The organism is Pseudalkalibacillus decolorationis (assembly GCF_024609785.1).
GTDB classification, from domain to species: domain Bacteria; phylum Bacillota; class Bacilli; order Bacillales; family Fictibacillaceae; genus Pseudalkalibacillus; species Pseudalkalibacillus decolorationis.
This window is the reverse complement of record NZ_JANHJQ010000012.1, coordinates 89,083-109,108: the sequence shown is the minus strand read 5'-3', so window position 1 is coordinate 109,108 and position 20,026 is coordinate 89,083. Positions and strand designations below refer to the sequence as shown.

The window sequence follows — 20,026 nt, the reverse complement described above, 5'->3', positions numbered from 1 at the left end:
CATCATTTTGCCGTGGAACAATTGATTTTCTCACGGACGTTAAAAAATCCCCGATCATCATTTGATCAGGGATTTTTCATATTCTAGGATCTTGTTGTTCGGACCAATCGATGTCCATGCTCCAGCATAACTATTGATAATGTGACTGCTTCCGTGAAAAACAGGTTCCTCTGAAAGCTCTAAATCTATTTGGGAATGGTTTAAATGCTTCATTCGTTAGACCTCTTTTTGGAGAAGGCTTGTTTTTCTCTTTTTTAGAGCATCCACACTATCGATTCCTGGATCCTTACAGCCAAGTACAATGCTATCATCCTCACCGTAATCACCATGGAAGTCAGAGCCGCCTGTCATAACCAAGTGAAATTCCATCGCGTAATTAATCGCCCGTGCCTCTTCCTCTCGACCATGTAGTGGATGCCAGATTTCAATGCCTTCTAGGCCTGCATCCACTAACTCAGGCACGGCTTCAAAGCTCTTATATTGTCCTGGATGTGCCAAAACGGGAATTCCCCCAGCTTCACGAATGGCTCGAATAGCAGATTTGGCATCGACATACTCAAGCGGAACGAAAGCAATACCCGGTTCTTCTTGATCGACTCCGCCACGAGAGAATAACTTTTTATATAATCGACCATAAATGGTTTTTGTGTAACCTTTTTCAATTAAAACTTGCATGATGTGTTGTTTATAAACACCTGTACCGCCTTCAGCCAATTGCACGACGCGATCCCAATCAATCTCATAACCTGCTTCATTCAATTTGCCGACCATTTCATACGAGGCTTGATGACGTTTTTCTAAAAGCGGTGTGCAAAGTTCAGTAAGTGCTGTGTGCCCTGGTTCGATGAAATAACCTAAGATATGTACTCGTCGATTCCGCTCAAAATCAAAAGCCGAAACTTCAATACCTGGAATAATTTCAATACCGTGCTTGACCCCTTCAGCAACCATCCCTTCCAAGCCCTTTGTCGTATCATGATTCGTAATTGCCAAGTGCGTCACTTCCTGCTGTTTTGCTTGTCTCAAAATCTCGTCAAATGTAAACGAGCCATCTGAAATGTTCGTATGACAATGCAAATCTACTTTCACAAAAAACACTCCCTTAAAATATTAGCAAACTTCATTTCTACTAATCATAGTAACTTGATACCATGTTGCAAAGGTTAAGGAAAGATAATGAATACGTAAAGGAAGTGTTAATTATGTTGGAAATCAAAGTTTTTCAACGAGAATTTGATTTGATGAAGTAAGATGTCTTTCTACCGCATCCATTACATTTTGATCATTTTCATAAGCACCCACTTGTGTCCCATCGACAACGATTCGATGGGTACCACTCGCAGAGAAGTTACGTTTCTTTTCCAACTTGAGTGCTTTAACCATTCCATTCACATGACCTTGCGCAACTTTATCAAGAAATGCATCCTGCTTTAGTTTTGCAACATCAGTAGCATTATCAATAAAACCATTTTCCGTCAATACTGCTTTCATTTTCGATTCTCGAACCATATGAAAGTTGGCTTCTTTTTTTCCACGATGAATGAACCTTGTTTCTTCAATAATGGCATCATGAACAATTGTTCTTAGACGTTCGGTTTCTGATTTCCCAGAATAAGAGCCATTGTAAATGTAGCTTTCGAAACCTTTTCCCCCCCTGCATTAATGTGGATCGAGATCAGAAAATCAGCTCCCCAAGTATTTGCATCATTAGTTCGTTGGTCAAGTGACAGGGTTGTATCTGCCGTACGACTCATACGGACCTCAACGTTTTCATAATTACGTAAGAGGATGTCCCTTACTTTTAAACCGATTTCTAGTGTCAAGTCTTTTTCCCGCAAACCGTTACCAACTGCTCCCGGGTCATTTCCACCATGCCCTGGATCTAAATAAATTTTCGTCATCTTATACACATCCTATCGTTTCATTACCTGTATATTATCGAAACGAAGCGTACATGGGATACTTGGTATAAGCATAAAAAGTCTGTCAATGTATGATCAATAGGATATTTTCAGCTAATGAAAGTTCGCCATTTGAGGCACAAATTCTTCAGCAAATGCTCGATAAGACTATAAATTAATGAAAGATGGAAAAAAATCAAAGTGTAGGCTCTGCGTTTAACTTTTGCATAGCTCTACACTTCATTTGTTCTTCATTTTTCTAGACTAATTAATAGCTTGTCCATTAATATCGTTTTATTAACACTACACCTTTTCAATGACGATTCGATTCGAAGTATTCAGATGTCTTTCTACCGCATCAAGCACATTCTGATCATTTCCATAGGCGCCAACTTGTCTGCCATCTACAATCACGCGGTGAAGATCATCGGGTGAGATTACAGGCTTTTTTTCCAAATTAAAAGCTCTTTCAAATCCAACAGCATGTCCACGTGCGATCTTATCTAAAAATGTGTCCATCTTGAGCTTTGCTGCATCACCTGAATTATCAATAAAACCATTTTCCGTTAAGACAGCTTTCATGGCTGACTCCCTTAACATGTGAAAGTTTGCTTCTTTTTCCCCACGGTTCCGGAAGCCTGTTTCTTCAAGAATTGCATCATGAATGATACTTCTTAAGCGGTCAGTTTCAGCCTTTCCAGAATAGGACCCATTGTAAATATAGCTCTCAAAACCTTCGCCCCCACCTGCATTAACATGGATTGAGGTAAGATAGTCGGCACCCCACGCATTGGCGTCATTTGTACGTTCATCTAGGGAAACGAACGTATCTGTAGTTCTGCTCATTCGTACCTCTACGTTTTTGTACTCACTTAGAAGAATGTCTCTTAGCTTTAGACCGACTTTTAGATTCACATCTTTTTCTTGTAACCCATTGCCCGTTGCTCCCGGATCACTTCCACCATGTCCTGGATCCAAATAAATTTTAGCCATTCTATACACAACCTTTCTCATTTCATTAACTGAATGACCGAGTTCCTATAAAAATTTAAATAGTGGACAAAATTCTTGATACTTGTCCACATCTAGAAAATCTTGTATTCTGCATCATAAAAGACTATGCATCGTTTTATCATATGCATAGCCTGTTGGAAAGGTTCCATGTAAGTGTCTAGAATACAAAAACGCAATTAATAAAATTAGATAATTTAACCACAAACGTTTTCCCCCATACCACGAAAACCTTTCACTTCTTTTGAACAGATCAAAACAGCTTTAGGTTACCCTTTCAATAATCAATTAAGACGTAGTCTCTAAAAAAGGAAAATAAAAAACGCCTTATTACGTTTTACTTCACGTAATAAAGACGTTGAAAAGGTTGCGATATTATATGTATGGTGGAGCATAGCGGGCTCGAACCGCTGACCTCTTCGCTGCCAGCGAAGCGCTCTCCCAAGCTGAGCTAATGCCCCATTCCAAAAAGCTTTGTTAACAGAAAAAAGTATAGCATATGCTCATTTGTTTTGACAAGTTTATATTAACGATCATTGCCAAGCTTAAACCAATTGAAAGCCCTTTGGTAATTTTGTGGTGGTAAGAACATTCAACTCATCGATCCTTTTCTCAGAATAGGATGAGTTTTTATTTAGAAAGTAATCCACATAAGCTGGGTGGCACATAACTTCAACTGAAACCCCGTCTTCCATTTTTTCTTCCAATTTATCAAAATAGTATGGGCCGACATTTTCGTTATAAAAATCCGATAAGAAAACATCTGTAAGTCTATTGATGTCTAGTTCTTGATCTCCAAATACGTTTCGAACCGGTAGTTCAAATCTTTTTGATAAGTTTCGTACGACTGGAAGAAGTTCTGGTTGTGCATGAACATGATGGTGACTGTCAAAATGTGTTGGCGTTAGTCCCATTTGATAAAATCGCTGAATTTGTGCCTCCCATTCTTTCTCTATATCAGTTAACTTTTCCGTCAAATCCTCTTGTAGATGTTTCCTCATTTTAAAGGATCCATCCTCAGTCGTTAAGGTGGGAACATTTTTTGAAACAGCTATTCCACAAGTCAAGGTTAAATGAATCCCCACTCTAAGCGTTTTGTATTGCTTTGCTAGTTCAACCGCCTGTTCAGTACCTGGCATGTTAACGAGCATTGTTGTTGAATTAACGATCCCGAACCGATGAGCATCGACAATGCCGTAGTTTACCCCTCTTGAAAACCCGAAATCATCTGCATTCACTAGTAATTGAATCATTTACATAGCTCCTTTTTGAAAAGAACATTAAGTTAAGTATAGTTTCTCTCAATTACAAAGTTTGCCCGATCAACTCAAGTTGTTCCATGAGGTGTTCTTGACCATAGTAAATAAGCAGTCTCATATTGTAAAGGTTCCTCATTTGCATATCGAATTCTTACAAGCTTATTAACCGGATCACCTTGCTTAATACTAAAAAGCTGCTGGTACTACTTCTAAACTTATAACTTTTACAGACGGTGGACATTATTAATTCATTATACTATGGAACCATGAACGGGGAGAAAGTATTACTTCAAGCTCAAGAATTACTCTAAACAAAATAATTACCTTGAACAGGAATCCCTGTACTTATAAATAGTGCAGGGAACTTTTTTTGAAGGAGAAGCCAGAAACCAACTTCGCTACCTTTTCGGATCATTTCCGGAATTTAACATCAGAAAAAATTGGACAAGGAAGTACGATAGGATTCCATAAACGATCAGGGCAAAGATACTGGTTAACTCCAATTCATAACGGTCCATAAAGATTGGAGATGGAAAGATGTTTCGAAATGGAGAGAGCAATGGCATCGTGAAGTTGTAGATCCATTGGACGAACGGGGTGTAGGGATTAGCCCCAAATAATTTTAAAATTATTCTCAGTAATATGAGTGCTTCGATAATTCCCATAAATAAATTGACAATGTATACACCAAACGGTTTTCGTCGCATTATCTCCCCTCCTTTCCAACGTTTCTAACAGATAAGATCTGGTTATACTGTAAGGATGACATAACTTATTTAAAAAGGTGATCCAATTATGAAGACCCTTTCTTTATACTATTTACGACTTCCAGCACTTATAAGATTGTTCATCATTGTCCTTACGGTGCTATTTTTGTTTGGTACAATCATTCATGTTCTTGAGCCTAATAACATCACTAATGTGTTAGATGGGATTTATTGGGCTGTTGTTACGATTGCGACTATTGGATATGGTGACTTTGTTCCAAAAACCGTGCCGGGGAAAGTTCTTACGATCTTGATGGTTTTTATAGGCACAACTTTTATTACATACTTGTTCTCACAGGTTGCCAGCTATACAATACAACGCCAATCCCGCCTCGTTGAAGGAAATGTGAATTATACGGATGAGGGTCACGTTGTTGTGATTGGGTGGAATGAACGATCAAAAGTATTGATTAATCAATTTCAAAGTGAGCAGCCTGAGCTAGATATCGTCTTAGTTGATCGAACATTGAACACAAACCCTCTTCATAATGGTGCGATCCATTTTATTAATGGAAAGCCTTATGAAGATGCAACACTCGCAAAAGCTAACGTACGTTCTGCACGTTACGTGATCATTACTGCAAATTCCGAGCTGAGCGAGGAACGATCAGATATGGACTCGATTTTAACATTAGTCGCTCTAAAAGGGTGTTCACCCCTTGTTCAGGTTATTGTTGAAATCCTAACTCCAACTCATTATGAAAATGCCAAACGTGCTGGTGCAGATACGATCATTCAAGCATCAAATATTATTGGAAATACACTTTTCGAGTACCTTGATTAAGCTAAAAGCTGATCTTCCAGTTCACGAACTAGCTTTTCACCAGCTTCTACCCATTTCTCATCAATGGATCCGTCCGCATCTTGCGGTTCTGAGAATTGGTTCAATGTTGCGCTTGTATTTCCGGCTGTAACATTGTCATCAAGCCCAATCTGGTATACGTGGTGCAGTAAATATGGAGATTGGATCTCAACTATACACCCAGGCCGTTCTAACTCACCTTTTATCGCTTTAAAAGGAACACGCAAATACATATAGCCTTCATCGTCATCTAACTTATAATCAAAGGAACCGTGATCATACTCCCAACCACCGCCAATATCATATCCAAGTGGCTTTAAAGTGTATTCGAGTTCATTTAGTTCATACTCTTCTCCCTCTAGTTTCGATACGATTTCTTTCATGGCGTTTCTCCTTTCATACATACTTAGTCATAGCGTGTCCACTTCCCACGATTTTCATGAAAAAAAGAGAAATCTCGAACACTAATAACTTTAGAAGGAGCAAAAATCCCCCGAAATCAGTAAATCGGGGGATTTTTGCTCCACGTTAAGAAAGTATAAAAATACTTTCTATAGTATAAGTTCAAGTAAGGCGATCACCAGCGCTAAGGCTTGGCGCTAGCCAAGTTTTCTTTACAAGTTAAGAAAGTATAAAAATCGGATGCATAGATAATGTCTAGCTCCAGCGCCCAACCCCTTGATCACTTCAGTCCTCCTGCGGCGGCGACAGCCTCCTCATTGGCCTTCCAGTGACCTTCGGGGCTAACCAGGGCGTTTGCGCTTTTCTTATGCATGGATCCATTTGACGTTATACTCGTGAAGTGTTTCCTTCTTATAGGCGTTTTTTAAGTGTTTCGCCCAGTTCTTCAAAACCTGGTTTCCCAAGCAGAGCGAACATATTTTTCTTGTACGCTTCAACACCGGGTTGATTGAATGGATTTACGCCGAGAATATAGCCACTAATGGCGCAGGCTTTTTCAAAGAAATAAACCATGTAGCCAAAGTGATAAGCGTTTAACTCTGGAATGTTAATGATGAGATTGGGCACTCCACCATCACTATGGGCGAGTAACGTTCCTTCAGATGCCTTTTTATTTACGAAATCCATCGTTTTCCCTGATAAAAAGTTTAATTTATCCAAGTTCCCTTCATCTTCCTTAATCGTAACTTCTTTTCTTGGCTTTTCTACATTCAGGATCGTTTCAAATAGGTCACGTCGTCCTTCCTGGACATACTGACCAAGTGAATGAAGGTCGCTTGAAAAATCAGCTGACGCAGGGAAGATTCCTTTGTTGTCTTTCCCTTCACTTTCACCGTAAAGCTGTTTCCACCACTCGGCGACATAGTGAAGTGCTGGTTCGTAGTTGACCATTAACTCTATGGTTTTACCTTTGTTATAAAGAACATTTCGCATAGCCGCATACTGATAAGCTTCGTTTTCAGAAAGGTTCGCTGAGCTATATCGTTTTCGAGCATCTGCTGCACCCTTCATCATTTCTTCAATGTTGACTCTAGTTGTTGCGATTGGCAGTAAGCCTACTGCGGTCAACACCGAATATCGTCCACCAACATCATCTGGGATAACAAAGGTCTCGTAGCCTTCTTCATTGGCGAGTGTTTTGAGTGCGCCTTTCTCACGATCGGTCGTTGCATAAATGCGTTTCCTTGCCTCGCTTTTACCGTATTTTTCTTCTAAAAATGCACGGAAAATCCGGAAGGCGATTGCTGGTTCTGTTGTTGTTCCTGATTTAGAAATAACATTGATCGAGACATCCTTATTCTCTAAAACATCAAATAACTCTTGAATATAAGTGGAGCTCATATGGTGACCGACAAAAATAACCTGTGGCGTTTCGCGATCGTTTTTCTCAAGCATATTATAAAACGAGTGGTTAAGCATTTCTAATGCAGCGCGAGCCCCCAGATAGGAACCACCAATCCCAATTACTAGTAATACATCAGAATCGGATTGGATCTTTGTTGCTGATTTTTGAATACGTTCGAATTCTTCTCGGTCGTAATTTTCAGGTAGGTCGACCCAGCCAATGTATTCGCTCCCCGCTCCTGTCCCGTTATGTAACGCATGGTGAGCCGTTTCAATCTGATCTTTCAGCTGATCAATCTCATGCTGACCGACAAACGAAAGTGCTTTTGTATAATCAAAAGTTAGTGAAGACATCGTATTCCTCCATCTCATAGCCTATTCTCTCCCCACTTTATCGAAATAAAATATCGAAATCAAGCGACTTATTTTATGTAAGCGAATACATCGCAAATTAATTTTTCTTCAGTACAAATAGTATCACCAGGAATCTGCTTCACAACTTTTTAAAAACAGGAAGGAAAAAGACGACCAGAAGAAAGATGAAGCTTGTGCTGATGACGCCGATCCAGGAATAGTGATCCCACAGCTTTCCGACTGCTGTACTTCCGATTGCGACGCCGACATAATAATTGATTAAATAAAAGCTCGATGCACCGCTCCTATGATGGGTTGCTGCTTTACTGACGAGTGCGGCTGCCATCGAATGGGCGACAAAGAATCCTGAACAGATCATCGCGAGCCCCAACAAAACAAATGGAATTAGTGGCAGGACCGTTAACCATGTGCCAATTGCCAATATCATCAATCCGCCTAACATCACAACTGGCAAACCAAATTGATTTGATATTTTTCCAGCAAGTGGCGGGCCAATCACACCAAGGCCATAAGCAAAATACGTAAAGGAGATCCATTTCAGCGGCCAATTGAACGGATCCTCATGTAGATAGAAGGGTAGGTACGTCCATATTGCAGTAAAGACGACTTGCAATAAGAGACCCATCAAAAACAGTGAGAGCATGGTTTTACTTTTAAAATGAACAAACATTCCTCGGAGGTCTGTTCGGATGGATTGGGATTCCTTTCGAAAAAAACGTTCTTTCGGTAGTAAAACTATAAAAAGAAGTGTAGCAAGAACACCAAAACCAGATAAAGCAAAAAAGGTCGTTTGCCAGCTCCACAGGTCGGTTAAGTAGCCCGACACCACACGTCCTCCCATTCCGCCTAGCGCATTACTTGAAATGTATAAGGTCATTGCCACTCCGAGGTGTTTGGCTTCTATTTCCTCTCCTAGGTATCCCATTGCCGCTGCCGGTATTCCCGCGATAAAAAATCCCTGGATCAGACGCAGAACGATAATCCATTCAAACGAATTCATCAGCGGGATAACCATCAATGGAAGTACGGTCAATACTAGGGAGACCCGCATAATTGTTAATCTTCCATAACGATCTGCTAAAAATCCAAGTACAAAAAGCCCAATGATCATCGTTACAACAGAGGACGAAACGAGCAAGCTCGATGCTGTTACAGATACATGAAATTCTTTTACAAATACCGGTAATAGTGGCTGAAAGGCATATAGGGTTGAAAAAATCAGGAGTGAAGCGAACATAAATGCTATTGAAACCCGCCAAAATTCCGAATGTGATGGTGTATAGCGTGTTTGATCTTGTTCAGGGTCCATTGCTGTCACTCCTTCCAAACTTCTAAGAAAAGCGCAAGCGCCCTGCTTAGCCACGAAGGTCACTGGAAGACCGACGAGGAGGCTGTTGCCGCCGCAGGAGGACTGAAGTGATCCAAGTGGTTGGGCGCTGAAGCTGGACATTACATCCATGCCGCAAACTTTTATACTTTCTTAACGTGTTAAAAAGGAAAGACAAAAAGTGTGATCCACCTTTCGTCTTTCGTCACTGAAACATTACTTGAATTTATCTGGAAAACTTGTAAGGTCGATACCCCAAACAGCAGGGAGGTAGAAATAGATCGCCAATGTCACGATCACTATTGAAATTAAATTCAACCAAAACCCTGCACGTGCCATATCTGGAATCCGTAAATAACCTGATCCGAATACAACAGCGTTCGGGGGTGTCGCTACTGGAAGCATGAACGCACAGCTTGCAGCAACGCCGGCTCCAATCATTAAGCTATATGGATGAACAGAAAGCGCTGCAGCTAGTGAAGCCATAATCGGATACATCATGGTCGCTGTTGCTGTGTTCGACGTAATTTCCGTCAAGAAAATAACAAGTGTAACAACAATTATAAGGATTAAAAAGAAGTTGATGCCTTCTAGAATCGTCAGTTGTGAGCCGATCCATTCGTCTAGTCCTGACTCCTGGAACCCTGAGGCAATGGCAAGCCCTGCACCAAAGAGTAACAGAATCCCCCATGGTAAGCCTTTAGCTGTTTCCCAATCAAGTAAAAATTCTCCCTTTTTACTGACAGAAGGGATTAAAAACAAAATAATAGCAGCTGTCATCGCAATAATCGTATCGTTTATGTTTTCGTTTAGATTTACAAGAATAAAGGATCGTGAAATCCATGCGAGTGCGGTCAAGGTGAACACCGTTAAGATGATCTTTTCTTCTGGTGACATTGCACCTAATGTTTTTTGTTCATTCTTGATCACGGCTTTTCCACCAGGCAGTTCTCGTATTTTCATTGGAAATGCTACTTTTACAAGATAAAACCACGTAAGCGTTAAAAGAATGATGGCGATTGGAACGCCGAACATCATCCAGCCAGCAAATGAGATTGTAATATCATAGGTTTTCTTAACGACGGCTGCGAAAATCGTGTTCGGTGGTGTACCAATTAACGTCGCGAGGCCTCCGATAGATGCACTGTAGGCAATTCCAAGCATAATCGCTTTTCCGAAATTAAAGTTCTCAACATCAAACTTTTCTTTGCCTTCCTTCTTCAATTGTTCAGAAGCTTGATAAATGACAGCCATCCCGATTGGAACCATCATCATTGCTGTTGCCGTGTTGGAAATCCACATAGAAAGGAATCCGGTCGCAACCATGAAACCGAGAATGATTCGTTCTGTACTTGTCCCAATCGCAGCAATAATAAAAAGGGCGATCCGTTTATGCAAATTCCATTTTTGCATCGTTAAGGCGATGAGAAACCCACCCATAAATAAGAAAATCGTGTTGTCACCGTATGCCGAGGCTGTTAAGTCACCCGTTAATCCTCCTGTAAGCGGAAACAAAATAAGTGGAAGTAAAGAGGTTGCAGGGATTGGAATCGCCTCAGTAATCCACCAAGTAGCAATCCAAATCGTACTTGCAAGAATCGCTAACGCTTCATCTGACAATCCTTCAGGCTTGAAAAACAACATCGTAATAGCGAATAATAGTGGCCCAAGGATTAATCCAATCAGTTGGCGTTTTTCATACGAAGGTTTGGGATCTTTTTGATCATTTACCGTTTGTTCCGTTGATTTCGAATTCCCACCGGCTTCCCCATTATTAATGAACGAAAACGTCATTAGATCTTTTGCTTGATAATGCATCCTCCATAGGTTAGCCCACATACTTCTAAATCCTGAAAGCTCCAAACAAAACCCCTCCATTCTTTTTAGAAAATTGGCTACAATCCCATCGTTTCCCGAAAAATCTATGAGCTGCTGTATTCATATTTTATTGCTTGATCAGAGGGACATACGCAATATTTTGAGTACATCCTCTTTTTGCAATGTACGGAAGTTTCCGAACTCACCACGTGCCATTGCGCGGTCCGCAATGAGGTCCAGTTTCGAGTCATCGATATCATAATCCGCAAGACGAGTTGGTGCGCCAAGAGAAGCCCAGAACGTACGAAGTTGTTCAATTCCTTCCAATGCTAGGTCACGGTCTGATTTGCCTGAAGGATCTACCTCAAAGACTCTTACAGCTAGCTGTTTCAGTTTTCTCTCTGCAGAATCAATATTGTATTTCATCCAGTTCGGAAAAAGAATTGCGAGTCCTCCGGCATGAGGAATATCGTAAACCGCTGAAACGGCATGCTCGATATTGTGTGCCGCCCAGTCTCCACGTGCTCCCATTTGTAATACTCCATTTAATGCCATCGTTCCACTGTAAAGCAGGGTTTCACGATGCTCATAATTTTCAAGATCATCAATTACTTTAGGTGTTGTTTTAATAATAGTAGAAAGAATACCTTCACTCATACGCTCTTGTACCGGTGTATTTGTAGCTGGGTGGAAATAGGATTCAAGTACGTGTGACATCATATCCACTGCTCCATAAACAGTTTGATCCTTTGGAACCGAGTAGGTGTTTTTTGGATCTAAGATTGAAAATTTAGGGAAATTCAGCGGGCTTCCCCATCCATATTTTTCTTTCGTTTCCCAATTGGTGATGACTGAACCTGAATTCATTTCAGAACCGGTAGCAGCCAATGTTAAAACCGTTCCAAATGGCAGGGCCTCTTCGACTTCAGCTTTCTTGGTAATTAAATCCCAAGGATCGCCATCATATTTAGCTCCTGCGGCAATCGCTTTTGTGCAGTCGATTACACTTCCACCACCGACAGCAAGCAAGAACTCGACATTATTCTTTTTAACATGTTCGACCCCGCGTTTAACGGTTGTTAATCTTGGGTTTGGTTCAACTCCTGATAGTTCTATAACCGTCGCACCGATTTTATTCAATTGTCCCATCACTTGATCATATATTCCATTTTTTTTAATGCTTCCACCGCCGTAAACCACTAACACATTTTTTCCGTATTGTGGTACCTCCGTCGCTAAAGAATCTATTTTACCTTCACCGAAAATCAATTTTGTTGGATTACGAAACTCAAATGAATCCATATTAAATGTACCTCCTTACAAACGAATTACCTATATTATCTCCAATTTAATTAATCAAAGTAAAGCAATCTGTTTTTACCACGTTAATGAGCAAAAATGATAGGTATTATATGTTCATGCAAGTCTCATTCCATTTTTTAATGATTGATGAATAATTCTAAGGATAATTTTCCAAAATAAGAAGGAAGTAGATTCTTTATATAATTAAGGAGGCATTTACGATGAGCGGATTACAACGTACAGCTTTAGCATTAACAATAATCGGTGCCATTAACTGGGGACTTATTGGTTTTTTCCAATTTGATTTAGTAGCAGCAATTTTCGGTGGACAGGAAGCTGCACTTTCTAGGATTGTATATGGATTAATTGGTCTTAGCGGTCTTTATTGCTTAACCCTACTCTTCAAACCATCTGAAGAGGTAGAACGCGAACCCCGTACCGATATGACCTAGAAAAGAAAGCGGAAGCGCCCTGTTTAGGTGCATAACACGCTTTTTGTGTTGTAACAAAAAAAGCAGCCAATTGGCTGCTTTTTTACATAAAAAACGTATTATTTCTTTAAACGTTTATTGATCTGAGCTTGACGCTCATTGGATTCTTTCAACCAAAGCTTAAGCTTTTCTTCAAGTGTATTGAATCCTTGCGCGTTATCGTTTTGAGCTGGACGCTTACGACGAGGACGCGGTGCTGGTTGTTGTTTTGGTTCAGGGGCAGCTTGTGTCTTACGGATCGATAGAGAAATCTTTCCGCTATTTTCTTCGATGTTCATAATTTTAACCTCAACTGTAGCTCCCACAGATAAGTGATCATTTATATCTTTCACGTAATCGTGAGAAACCTCAGAAATATGAACAAGTCCTTGATGCTGGTCATCCAAGGCAACAAACGCACCGAACGGCTTGATCCCGGTAACCTTCCCCTCAACTGTGCTTCCAACTTCGTATTTCATACAAGTAACAACTCCTAATATTTTTTAACTTTAACAGTATAACACACAAATCTTCTTTATACAAAAGGGGCTGAAGTCCAACTTAAGACCTTCTAACTTTGGTGTCGATCGACTTAAAAACGTGACTTCTTCCCTATTATTAAAACCGATTATTAGACATCATCACTTACTGTTTTCTTCAGACTTTCAGTTCGTTACTGCTTCTTTTTCAACTGCTTCAGTTTGACGAAAAGATTGCTGGAAATCATACACATGCTCTACATAAATTTGATGCCAGATCATGAACACAAGGACTGTCCAAATTTTACGGCTATAATCCTGTTTGCCAGTTCGGTGGTCCTCAAGCATTTGTAGAACAACGCCTTTATTTAAATAACGGTCTGTTGGGCTTTGTTGAATCAATGTTTTTGCCCAATCGTACATTTCCTTCTTTAACCAATGTCGAATTGGAACGGGAAACCCAAGCTTACGGCGGTGTAGCACCGAGTCAGGAACAATGCCCTTCATCGCTTCCCTTAATGCATACTTCGTTGTCCCGTTTGTAACCGTACTTGAAGATGAAATTTGTGAAGCGACACGGAAAACTTCTTTATCAAGGAAAGGCACGCGAAGCTCTAACGAGTTTGCCATCGTCATTTTATCAGCTTTGACCAGGATATCACCGCGTAACCATGTATGCATGTCGACATACTGCATTTTGTGGACATCCTCATAGTTTGCTGCGGTCTCATAAAGTGGCTTCGTTACATTCATATAATTCCATTCTGGCTGATAATCAGTTAAAAGGTTAGATTTCTCACCCTCTGTAAACATTTTTGCATTTCCGATATAACGCTCTTCCATCGTCATGCTGCCCCGATCAATAAAGCTCTTTCCTTTCATTCCCTCTGGCATCATAGTGGATAACTGCTTTAACCATTTTCGGAGTCCTAAAGGCAACGTTTGGTACCCTCTGAGTGAGTTTGGCTCATTGTAAATTGTGTATCCACCGAATAACTCATCTGCTCCTTCACCTGAAAGAACCACCTTAACATGCTTTCTAGCTTCACGAGCGACAAAATAGAGTGGAATAGCTGCCGGGTCCGCGACAGGATCATCCATATGCCAGATGATTTTAGGCAACTCGTTAATGAATTCTTCAGGCTGAACGATGTAATGAATGTTCTCGACATTTAGTGCTGCAGCTGTAGAAACAGCAACATCGATTTCACTAAACCCTTCACGTTCAAAACCGACTGTAAACGTTTTGATCGCTGGATTGAACTCCCTTGCTAGTGCCACAATCGCACTCGAGTCAATCCCCCCTGAAAGAAAGCTGCCAACAGGTACATCACTGCGCATATGTACTTCTACAGAGTTTCTCATCACATCACGAATTTCTTCAACGATACGGTCCATAGGTGCTGACTTTGTAGTAAACGTTGGTTGCCAGTAAGGTTTAATCGACATTTCCTCACCAGGACGTTTCACGAAATAATGGCCAGGTGATAACTTACAAATCCCCTCAGACATCGTTTTTGGCTCAGGAACAAATTGATACGATAAATAATGATGAAGTGCTTCAGGATCAACCGTATCCTCATCACGTGTACGTAAAATGCTTTTCTTTTCCGAGCCACAATAAAGAACACCATCTTCCTCCAGATAAAAGAATGGCTTAATTCCAAATGGATCTCTTGCTCCAAAAAGCTGTTTTTCTTCCTTATCCCATATTAAAAAACCGAACATCCCACGGAAATCCTGGACGGCATCGACACCTTTTTGTGCATAGCTTGCAAGAATGACTTCCGTATCCGAGTGCGTTTCAAATTCATAACCACTTTCAATAAGGCCTTCACGAAGTTCAACATAGTTATAGATTTCACCATTAAAAATGATCCAATATCGTTCATTTTCAAATGATAGTGGTTGATGGCCACCTTCTAAATCGATAATGCTTAATCTGCGAAAACCGAACCGTACATACTCATCATAATAATGACCCTCATCGTCAGGCCCTCTATGTGTGATTAAGTTTGTCATTTCTCTGAGTTGTTCAGCCTCTTGTTGTTCGACCGGATTTTTCGAATCAGTCATATAACCGATAAATCCACACATAAGACTTTCCTCCTATAGTAAAAGGACTGAATATATATAACCAGCCACATTTTTTAAAAAATTGATACCCCTTATTATAACGGTTGCCCGTTTGATATTCTAGGGGCATTCGTATAAATTTCGACACACGTTCACATAAATTTCCGATTTACTATATAGGTTTCGATAACAACTGCCAAATTATGCCGTCGATGTGGAAAGTTTTGATAAATTACCATCTGAGGTAGTGTGAAAAGATTCGAAATATGTGGGAAGGAGGCTGGATATGTAGCGAATTTACGGACTGAACAAACGAGATAGAAAAAGGCTAAAGTACTGTAGTTCTTCCGGAAATTAATCTCATTTCGGACGAATTCCATGGTTTCCGGATGAATTATTCTCGGTTCGGATGAATTCCAGGTTTTCCAGACGAATTATCCTCATTTCGGACGAATTCCAATTTTTCCGGATGAATTCTTTTGAGAACAGCTGTTAAATCTGCTGGTTTTTCATTAAATATGATTTTCTTACACCCTTGAATATCAGTCATTGCTACTTTTAACGCTATATCGCTCCAGAAATGTCTCTAATATGTACAATCGCAAAGCTTTAGAGCAGACGATTACCTTAGTCCCTAAAGGGATGACCTAAAGGCCCTTGCTTTATACTATTACAAATATTTGATATCAAAGTGAATAATCGCCTACTTAGCTTAGCCTCTTCCCCTTTTTACCACTACACCAGCTTCTCTGGATCAAGAAGTTCATCAGCCTCTTCCTTGGTTACGATTCCTTTTTCAAGAACTAGCTCTCTGACTGTTTTTCCACTATTGTAACTCTCTTTGGCGATTTCAGCTGCCCTTTCATATCCGATCTTAGGATTTAGTGCTGTTGCCAGTGCTAAGCTTTTTTCCATTAGTTCATTCATTCGCTCCTCATTCGCTTGGATACCCCTTACACAGCGCTCTGTAAAGGTATCCATCCCGTTAGAGAGAATCGTAACTGATTGTAAGACGTTGTAACCAATAATCGGCATCATCGGATTGATCTCAAGTTGACTTCCGATTCCAGCTGTTGACACACAGGAATCATTTCCAATAACTTGAGAACAAATCATATATAAGTTTTCTGGAATGACTGGATTCACTTTTCCGGGCATAATCGAGGACCCTGGTTGAACCGCTGGTAATGTAAGCTCTGCAATACCCGTTCGTGGACCTGAGCTCAACAAACGTAAGTCGCTTGAAATTTTAATGAGATGAATCGCCACTTCTTTCAAAGCATGACTTATACGAATGGCTGCTCCGGTATTTTGCATAAAACTAAACCGATTTTTTGGTTTTTCAAATGGCAGACCTGTAGTTTCTTCAACCGCGATTATCGCCCTATCGCTATATTCCACATGTGCATTGATCCCGGTACCAACGGCATTTCCACCTAAACCGATTTCATACACCAATGGTTCGGCTTGTTTAACGCTGTCATACCCATTTCGCAAGCTCTGAGCATATCCAGCAAAAGCTTGGCCTAGTCGCATTGGTACAGCATCCTGAAGGTGTGTTCTCCCTGATTTTATAAAGGGATGAAAGTCTTCAGCCTTTTTTTCTAATGCTTTAATTGTTTTCTCTATTGCTGGATAAAATATTCGCTGTAACTCTTCGGCTATGGCGATATTAATGGCAACATGAATCGTATCATTTGTAGATTGAGCCATGTTTACGTGATCGTTCGGATGTATGATGGACCAGTCTCCACGCTTACCATCAAGTATTTCACATGCACGAGATGCTATGACTTCGTTAGCGTTCATATTTTGCGAAGTTCCTGCACCAGCCTGATAGGCGTCGACTACGAATTCATTATCAAAACGACCACTCATCACTTCTTCGGATGCTTTTATGATCGCATTCGCCTTCTTTTCCTCTAATTGATTGGTATCCCGATTTGCAATGGCCGCTGATCGCTTAATAATGGCCTGTGCACGTATAAAAGAGCGTGGTAAACGCATTCCGCTGATCGGAAAGTTTTCCACTGCACGTTGGGTTTGTGCTCCGTAATACGCTTTTTCTGGCACCTTTACTTCCCCTAGGGTGTCTCTTGCAATACGAAACTTTTCCATAAATCTCAGTAGCTCCTTTCCATAAATTGCAACTATTTGATTTATACCACGTTAGCTGTTTTTCAAAACAATTAGTCTGAGGATCTACTTACCATTTTGTTGCACGGAAAGCGGGATAACCATTCCGAACAGGGGGAAAAGGATATATTTTTGCCGGTGGTCGATGGATTTTCCGGTGTTCTGTTCGATAACCGGCTCTTTTTCTTTCGATAAAAGTGCGTTTGGAGATCGGTCTAGGAGCGGACCAAGCGATAGAGTCTATATTGAGCCATGAATCATGTGTAATAAGCTCTCTTTTATAGTAATAACAATTTCCACTTGGGTACTCTTCGCATATATAAATAACTGTATGTCTAGAATGCATGCCGGACCTCCATTAATACATAGATATGTAACAGTTTACCCATATTTAGGGTTTCACACTCGTTCGTTAATCTGTGCGCTTGTACCAATTTCTAAAGGGCTAAAGAAACATGGTTAACACCAAGCTTAATGCAGCAGATTACAAATCCTTTCGTTACTAAAAACCTTCATATAAACACAAGTGTATATGACTTCTTATGTTTAGTGAAAAGAGCTTGAAACAACATCAAGCTCTTTTCACTTTTTGTAACAGCTCCGTTTATCGGTAACGGCAAAACCAGAAGTATGCGCCGCTTATCAGCAGTAGGATGAATAATATGACAACTACTGCCCATACCCAGCCACCGCCACCACCGTATCCGCCATACATGGGATAAGGTGGATAAAATGGTGCTCCCCCAGCTCCTCCATATGGTGAAATGTTATATGGACTTTGGGCACCGGCAACTGCCGTCGGTGATTGAACTCCTGCTACTTGACCATTTCCACCCACAGGCAAACAATACAGTAAATTACCTGCTGGAGCAGTCTGAGCTCCTGCAAGCTGACCTCCAGGCGGCCGCGGTGGCGGCGGTGGAGGGCACGGCTTATAATCTGGATAACAGCCATATGGTCGATCGGCATCAGACGTTTCCGCATTAGATTCGAAATCGAATTCTTCGTTATCGTAATATTGAGGCATTCCCCTAAACCTCCTTATCGTTCTTCATAATAAAATATGTACCAACACTGCAAAACGGAAGGAGGATATCTGTTGAAATGCGCCCTTTTTTCAATTATTGGCTACATGAGGATTTATCGAATGGGAAAACTAATATAAAAACAATCTATTTCAAAAAATGGGGTGTTAAAGAATGGAATTAACAACAACCTCACCTCTATTACAGGTCAATCCATCAAAAAGGATTCAAGTACAGCATGTTGAGGTCTATTATGAAGAATATGGTGAGATCAGAAATGATGCCCCAAGCCTGTTAATGATTCACGGCTTTTTGAGTTCATGCTTCAGCTTTCGACGACTCATTCCGCTCTTACGTGAACGGTATCATATTGTTGCAATCGATTTACCGGGGTTCGGTCAAAGTGAAAAATCACGGAAATTTTTTTACTCGTTAAAAAATTATGGACAATTGGTTGTTGATTTAATGAATGCCTTACAGATTCAGAACGCAATCCTTATTGGGCATTCAATGGGGGGGCAAATTGCTTTACATGCTGGCAGATTGGCACCTGATCGTATAAAGAAGTTCATCCTGCTCGGATGTTCTGGGTATTTAAAGCGTCCAAATCCGACACTTGTCCGTTGTTCTTATCTCCCTTTTTTCGTCCTTATTTTAAAGAGATATATTGGTAAGAAAGGTGTACGAGAAAACCTTTTAACAGTCGTGCATAATCCGAAAATAATTGACGATCAACTCATTGAAGGCTATCGAAAACCATTTGATGATAAAGAAATGTTCTATGCGTTAATTCGTGTACTACGGCATCGTGAAGGGGATATGTTACCCGAGGAACTAAGCGAAGTTCGTCATCCGGTCTTGCTTCTATGGGGAAGGCATGATCGAATTATTCCGTTACCAGTCGGGGAGAGACTCGTTAAGGACTTACCAAACGCTCAGTTGAAAATTTATGAACAGGCAGGACATTTATTACCAGAAGAAATACCTGAAGAAATTAGTGAAGAAATTGGCTTGTTTATAACAGAAACAAAGTAGGGGGTGACCATTGTAAAGAAAACTTGGCGCTAGCCAAGTTTTCTTTATTGCTAACCCAAAAAGGGACACTTAATAAAAGCTAGTTGGTCGGGTTGAGCAATTTCTTTTCCGTTAATAATTTAGTAAGCTGTTCTTTTTCAAGATCAGTCAATTTGTACTCGCAATCACAGCCCTCGTTCTGAAGCACTATATCCATTACTGTATCTTCGTCAATTACAACTAAAATCGACGGATCTGATAATCCCTCAGGAATAGAGCCCTTTTCTAATTCAAAGCTTATATATACGTTTCTCCAATGACTTTCCTCAATTAAATTAACATTAATTTGTGAAAATACCCAATGCGAATATTCTCCTAGCCCAATTTGTATCAAAATTCTCACCTCTTTTGTTCCATTCGACGATAATCGACAAATTTACCTGCTATTTTATTTTGGT

Annotated in this window: 21 protein-coding genes, 1 tRNA gene and 1 pseudogene; 3 read left to right on the top strand and 20 right to left on the bottom strand. The window is 40.4% G+C overall.

Features of this window, described 5'->3' with window-relative positions:
- Positions 1-57 precede the first annotated feature (57 nt).
- The 8 genes and pseudogenes from NON16_RS13225 to NON16_RS13190 all read right to left on the bottom strand — a co-directional run bounded on the left by NON16_RS13225 (position 58) and on the right by NON16_RS13190 (position 4,878).
- A complete protein-coding gene (locus tag NON16_RS13225) occupies positions 58-213 on the bottom strand; it encodes a hypothetical protein (RefSeq protein ID WP_257349645.1) in 156 nt (51 codons plus the stop codon).
- Positions 214-216: 3 nt separating this feature from the next.
- Positions 217-1,089, bottom strand: coding sequence for a PHP domain-containing protein (locus tag NON16_RS13220; RefSeq protein ID WP_257349643.1), 873 nt, complete (start codon positions 1,087-1,089; stop codon positions 217-219).
- Between the two features lie 123 nt (positions 1,090-1,212).
- A pseudogene (locus NON16_RS13215) lies at positions 1,213-1,901 on the bottom strand (N-acetylmuramoyl-L-alanine amidase family protein).
- 303 nt (positions 1,902-2,204) lie between these two features.
- Positions 2,205-2,894 carry an N-acetylmuramoyl-L-alanine amidase family protein gene (locus tag NON16_RS13210; RefSeq protein WP_257349642.1) on the bottom strand — a complete coding sequence of 230 codons (690 nt, stop codon included), beginning with the start codon at positions 2,892-2,894 and terminating at the stop codon, positions 2,205-2,207.
- Positions 2,895-3,296: 402 nt separating this feature from the next.
- Positions 3,297-3,373, bottom strand: a tRNA-Ala gene (locus NON16_RS13205).
- 84 nt (positions 3,374-3,457) lie between these two features.
- Positions 3,458-4,165, bottom strand: a complete 708-nt coding sequence (gene chbG, locus NON16_RS13200) for a chitin disaccharide deacetylase (protein WP_257349640.1) — start codon at positions 4,163-4,165, stop codon at positions 3,458-3,460.
- A gap of 74 nt (positions 4,166-4,239) precedes the next feature.
- A complete protein-coding gene (locus NON16_RS13195; RefSeq protein ID WP_257349742.1) occupies positions 4,240-4,320 on the bottom strand; it encodes a hypothetical protein in 81 nt (26 codons plus the stop codon).
- Between the two features lie 249 nt (positions 4,321-4,569).
- Complete coding sequence (locus NON16_RS13190; protein ID WP_257349638.1) at positions 4,570-4,878, bottom strand: YggT family protein; 309 nt, start codon at positions 4,876-4,878, stop codon at positions 4,570-4,572.
- 88 nt (positions 4,879-4,966) lie between these two features.
- Between NON16_RS13190 and NON16_RS13185 the strand changes: the two genes are divergently transcribed.
- Entirely contained in the window at positions 4,967-5,722 is a 756-nt protein-coding gene (locus NON16_RS13185; protein WP_257349637.1) for an ion channel, read from the top strand.
- On the opposite strand, the gene NON16_RS13180 is transcribed toward NON16_RS13185, so the two are convergent.
- From NON16_RS13180 to NON16_RS13160, 5 genes are all read right to left on the bottom strand, one after another.
- Positions 5,719-6,123 carry a YugN-like family protein gene (locus tag NON16_RS13180; RefSeq protein ID WP_257349636.1) on the bottom strand — a complete coding sequence of 135 codons (405 nt, stop codon included), beginning with the start codon at positions 6,121-6,123 and terminating at the stop codon, positions 5,719-5,721. The genes NON16_RS13185 and NON16_RS13180 overlap by 4 nt on opposite strands.
- A 430-nt stretch (positions 6,124-6,553) precedes the next feature.
- A complete protein-coding gene (locus tag NON16_RS13175) occupies positions 6,554-7,900 on the bottom strand; it encodes a glucose-6-phosphate isomerase (protein WP_257349633.1) in 1,347 nt (448 codons plus the stop codon).
- Between the two features lie 139 nt (positions 7,901-8,039).
- Positions 8,040-9,230, bottom strand: coding sequence for an MFS transporter (locus tag NON16_RS13170; RefSeq protein ID WP_257349631.1), 1,191 nt, complete (start codon positions 9,228-9,230; stop codon positions 8,040-8,042).
- A 234-nt stretch (positions 9,231-9,464) separates the two neighbouring features.
- Positions 9,465-11,087 carry an SLC13 family permease gene (locus NON16_RS13165; protein ID WP_257349740.1) on the bottom strand — a complete coding sequence of 541 codons (1,623 nt, stop codon included), beginning with the start codon at positions 11,085-11,087 and terminating at the stop codon, positions 9,465-9,467.
- 117 nt (positions 11,088-11,204) lie between these two features.
- The gene (locus NON16_RS13160) at positions 11,205-12,368 is read right to left on the bottom strand and encodes an iron-containing alcohol dehydrogenase (RefSeq protein WP_257349629.1); all 1,164 of its coding nucleotides are present in this window, start codon (positions 12,366-12,368) and stop codon (positions 11,205-11,207) included.
- A 221-nt stretch (positions 12,369-12,589) separates the two neighbouring features.
- Between NON16_RS13160 and NON16_RS13155 the strand changes: the two genes are divergently transcribed.
- Positions 12,590-12,820, top strand: coding sequence for a DUF378 domain-containing protein (locus NON16_RS13155; RefSeq protein WP_257349627.1), 231 nt, complete (start codon positions 12,590-12,592; stop codon positions 12,818-12,820).
- A 98-nt stretch (positions 12,821-12,918) separates the two neighbouring features.
- On the opposite strand, the gene yugI is transcribed toward NON16_RS13155, so the two are convergent.
- From yugI to NON16_RS25480, 6 genes are all read right to left on the bottom strand, one after another.
- The gene (gene yugI / locus NON16_RS13150; protein ID WP_257349624.1) at positions 12,919-13,317 is read right to left on the bottom strand and encodes a S1 domain-containing post-transcriptional regulator GSP13; all 399 of its coding nucleotides are present in this window, start codon (positions 13,315-13,317) and stop codon (positions 12,919-12,921) included.
- A 186-nt stretch (positions 13,318-13,503) separates the two neighbouring features.
- Positions 13,504-15,414 (bottom strand): asparagine synthase (glutamine-hydrolyzing), encoded by a 1,911-nt coding sequence (gene asnB / locus NON16_RS13145; RefSeq protein ID WP_257349622.1) that lies wholly within the window; start codon positions 15,412-15,414, stop codon positions 13,504-13,506.
- Positions 15,415-15,787: 373 nt separating this feature from the next.
- A complete protein-coding gene (locus NON16_RS13140; protein ID WP_257349621.1) occupies positions 15,788-15,943 on the bottom strand; it encodes a hypothetical protein in 156 nt (51 codons plus the stop codon).
- Positions 15,944-16,128: 185 nt separating this feature from the next.
- Positions 16,129-17,511 carry a class II fumarate hydratase gene (locus NON16_RS13135; RefSeq protein WP_257349620.1) on the bottom strand — a complete coding sequence of 461 codons (1,383 nt, stop codon included), beginning with the start codon at positions 17,509-17,511 and terminating at the stop codon, positions 16,129-16,131.
- A gap of 88 nt (positions 17,512-17,599) precedes the next feature.
- Complete coding sequence (locus NON16_RS13130; protein WP_257349618.1) at positions 17,600-17,875, bottom strand: hypothetical protein; 276 nt, start codon at positions 17,873-17,875, stop codon at positions 17,600-17,602.
- Positions 17,876-18,133: 258 nt separating this feature from the next.
- On the bottom strand, positions 18,134-18,556 hold the full coding sequence (locus tag NON16_RS25480) for a hypothetical protein (RefSeq protein ID WP_308216610.1): 423 nt from the start codon (positions 18,554-18,556) through the stop codon (positions 18,134-18,136).
- A gap of 172 nt (positions 18,557-18,728) precedes the next feature.
- On the opposite strand from NON16_RS25480, the gene NON16_RS13120 reads away from it, so the two are divergent.
- Positions 18,729-19,589 (top strand): alpha/beta fold hydrolase, encoded by an 861-nt coding sequence (locus tag NON16_RS13120; protein WP_257349616.1) that lies wholly within the window; start codon positions 18,729-18,731, stop codon positions 19,587-19,589.
- A 79-nt stretch (positions 19,590-19,668) separates the two neighbouring features.
- Here NON16_RS13120 and NON16_RS13115 read toward each other — a convergent pair whose 3' ends face one another.
- Positions 19,669-19,962: a hypothetical protein gene (locus NON16_RS13115; RefSeq protein WP_257349614.1), complete on the bottom strand. Its 294-nt coding sequence runs from the start codon at positions 19,960-19,962 to the stop codon at positions 19,669-19,671.
- Between the last annotated feature and the right edge of the window lie 64 nt (positions 19,963-20,026).

Coding starts and splice junctions, on each gene's coding strand:
- NON16_RS13190 (WP_257349638.1), bottom strand. CDS start 4,878: ATGCGACGAAAACCGTTTGGTGTATACATTGTCAATTTATTTATGGGA.
- NON16_RS13175 (WP_257349633.1), bottom strand. CDS start 7,900: ATGTCTTCACTAACTTTTGATTATACAAAAGCACTTTCGTTTGTCGGT.
- NON16_RS13170 (WP_257349631.1), bottom strand. CDS start 9,230: ATGGACCCTGAACAAGATCAAACACGCTATACACCATCACATTCGGAA.
- NON16_RS13165 (WP_257349740.1), bottom strand. CDS start 11,087: ATGTGGGCTAACCTATGGAGGATGCATTATCAAGCAAAAGATCTAATG.
- NON16_RS25480 (WP_308216610.1), bottom strand. CDS start 18,556: ATGCCTCAATATTACGATAACGAAGAATTCGATTTCGAATCTAATGCG.
- NON16_RS13130 (WP_257349618.1), bottom strand. CDS start 17,875: ATGCATTCTAGACATACAGTTATTTATATATGCGAAGAGTACCCAAGT.
- chbG (WP_257349640.1), bottom strand. CDS start 4,165: ATGATTCAATTACTAGTGAATGCAGATGATTTCGGGTTTTCAAGAGGG.
- NON16_RS13210 (WP_257349642.1), bottom strand. CDS start 2,894: ATGGCTAAAATTTATTTGGATCCAGGACATGGTGGAAGTGATCCGGGA.
- NON16_RS13225 (WP_257349645.1), bottom strand. CDS start 213: ATGAAGCATTTAAACCATTCCCAAATAGATTTAGAGCTTTCAGAGGAA.
- NON16_RS13135 (WP_257349620.1), bottom strand. CDS start 17,511: ATGGAAAAGTTTCGTATTGCAAGAGACACCCTAGGGGAAGTAAAGGTG.
- yugI (WP_257349624.1), bottom strand. CDS start 13,317: ATGAAATACGAAGTTGGAAGCACAGTTGAGGGGAAGGTTACCGGGATC.
- asnB (WP_257349622.1), bottom strand. CDS start 15,414: ATGTGTGGATTTATCGGTTATATGACTGATTCGAAAAATCCGGTCGAA.
- NON16_RS13185 (WP_257349637.1), top strand. CDS start 4,967: ATGAAGACCCTTTCTTTATACTATTTACGACTTCCAGCACTTATAAGA.
- NON16_RS13180 (WP_257349636.1), bottom strand. CDS start 6,123: ATGAAAGAAATCGTATCGAAACTAGAGGGAGAAGAGTATGAACTAAAT.
- NON16_RS13155 (WP_257349627.1), top strand. CDS start 12,590: ATGAGCGGATTACAACGTACAGCTTTAGCATTAACAATAATCGGTGCC.
- NON16_RS13140 (WP_257349621.1), bottom strand. CDS start 15,943: ATGACTGATATTCAAGGGTGTAAGAAAATCATATTTAATGAAAAACCA.
- NON16_RS13160 (WP_257349629.1), bottom strand. CDS start 12,368: ATGGATTCATTTGAGTTTCGTAATCCAACAAAATTGATTTTCGGTGAA.
- NON16_RS13120 (WP_257349616.1), top strand. CDS start 18,729: ATGGAATTAACAACAACCTCACCTCTATTACAGGTCAATCCATCAAAA.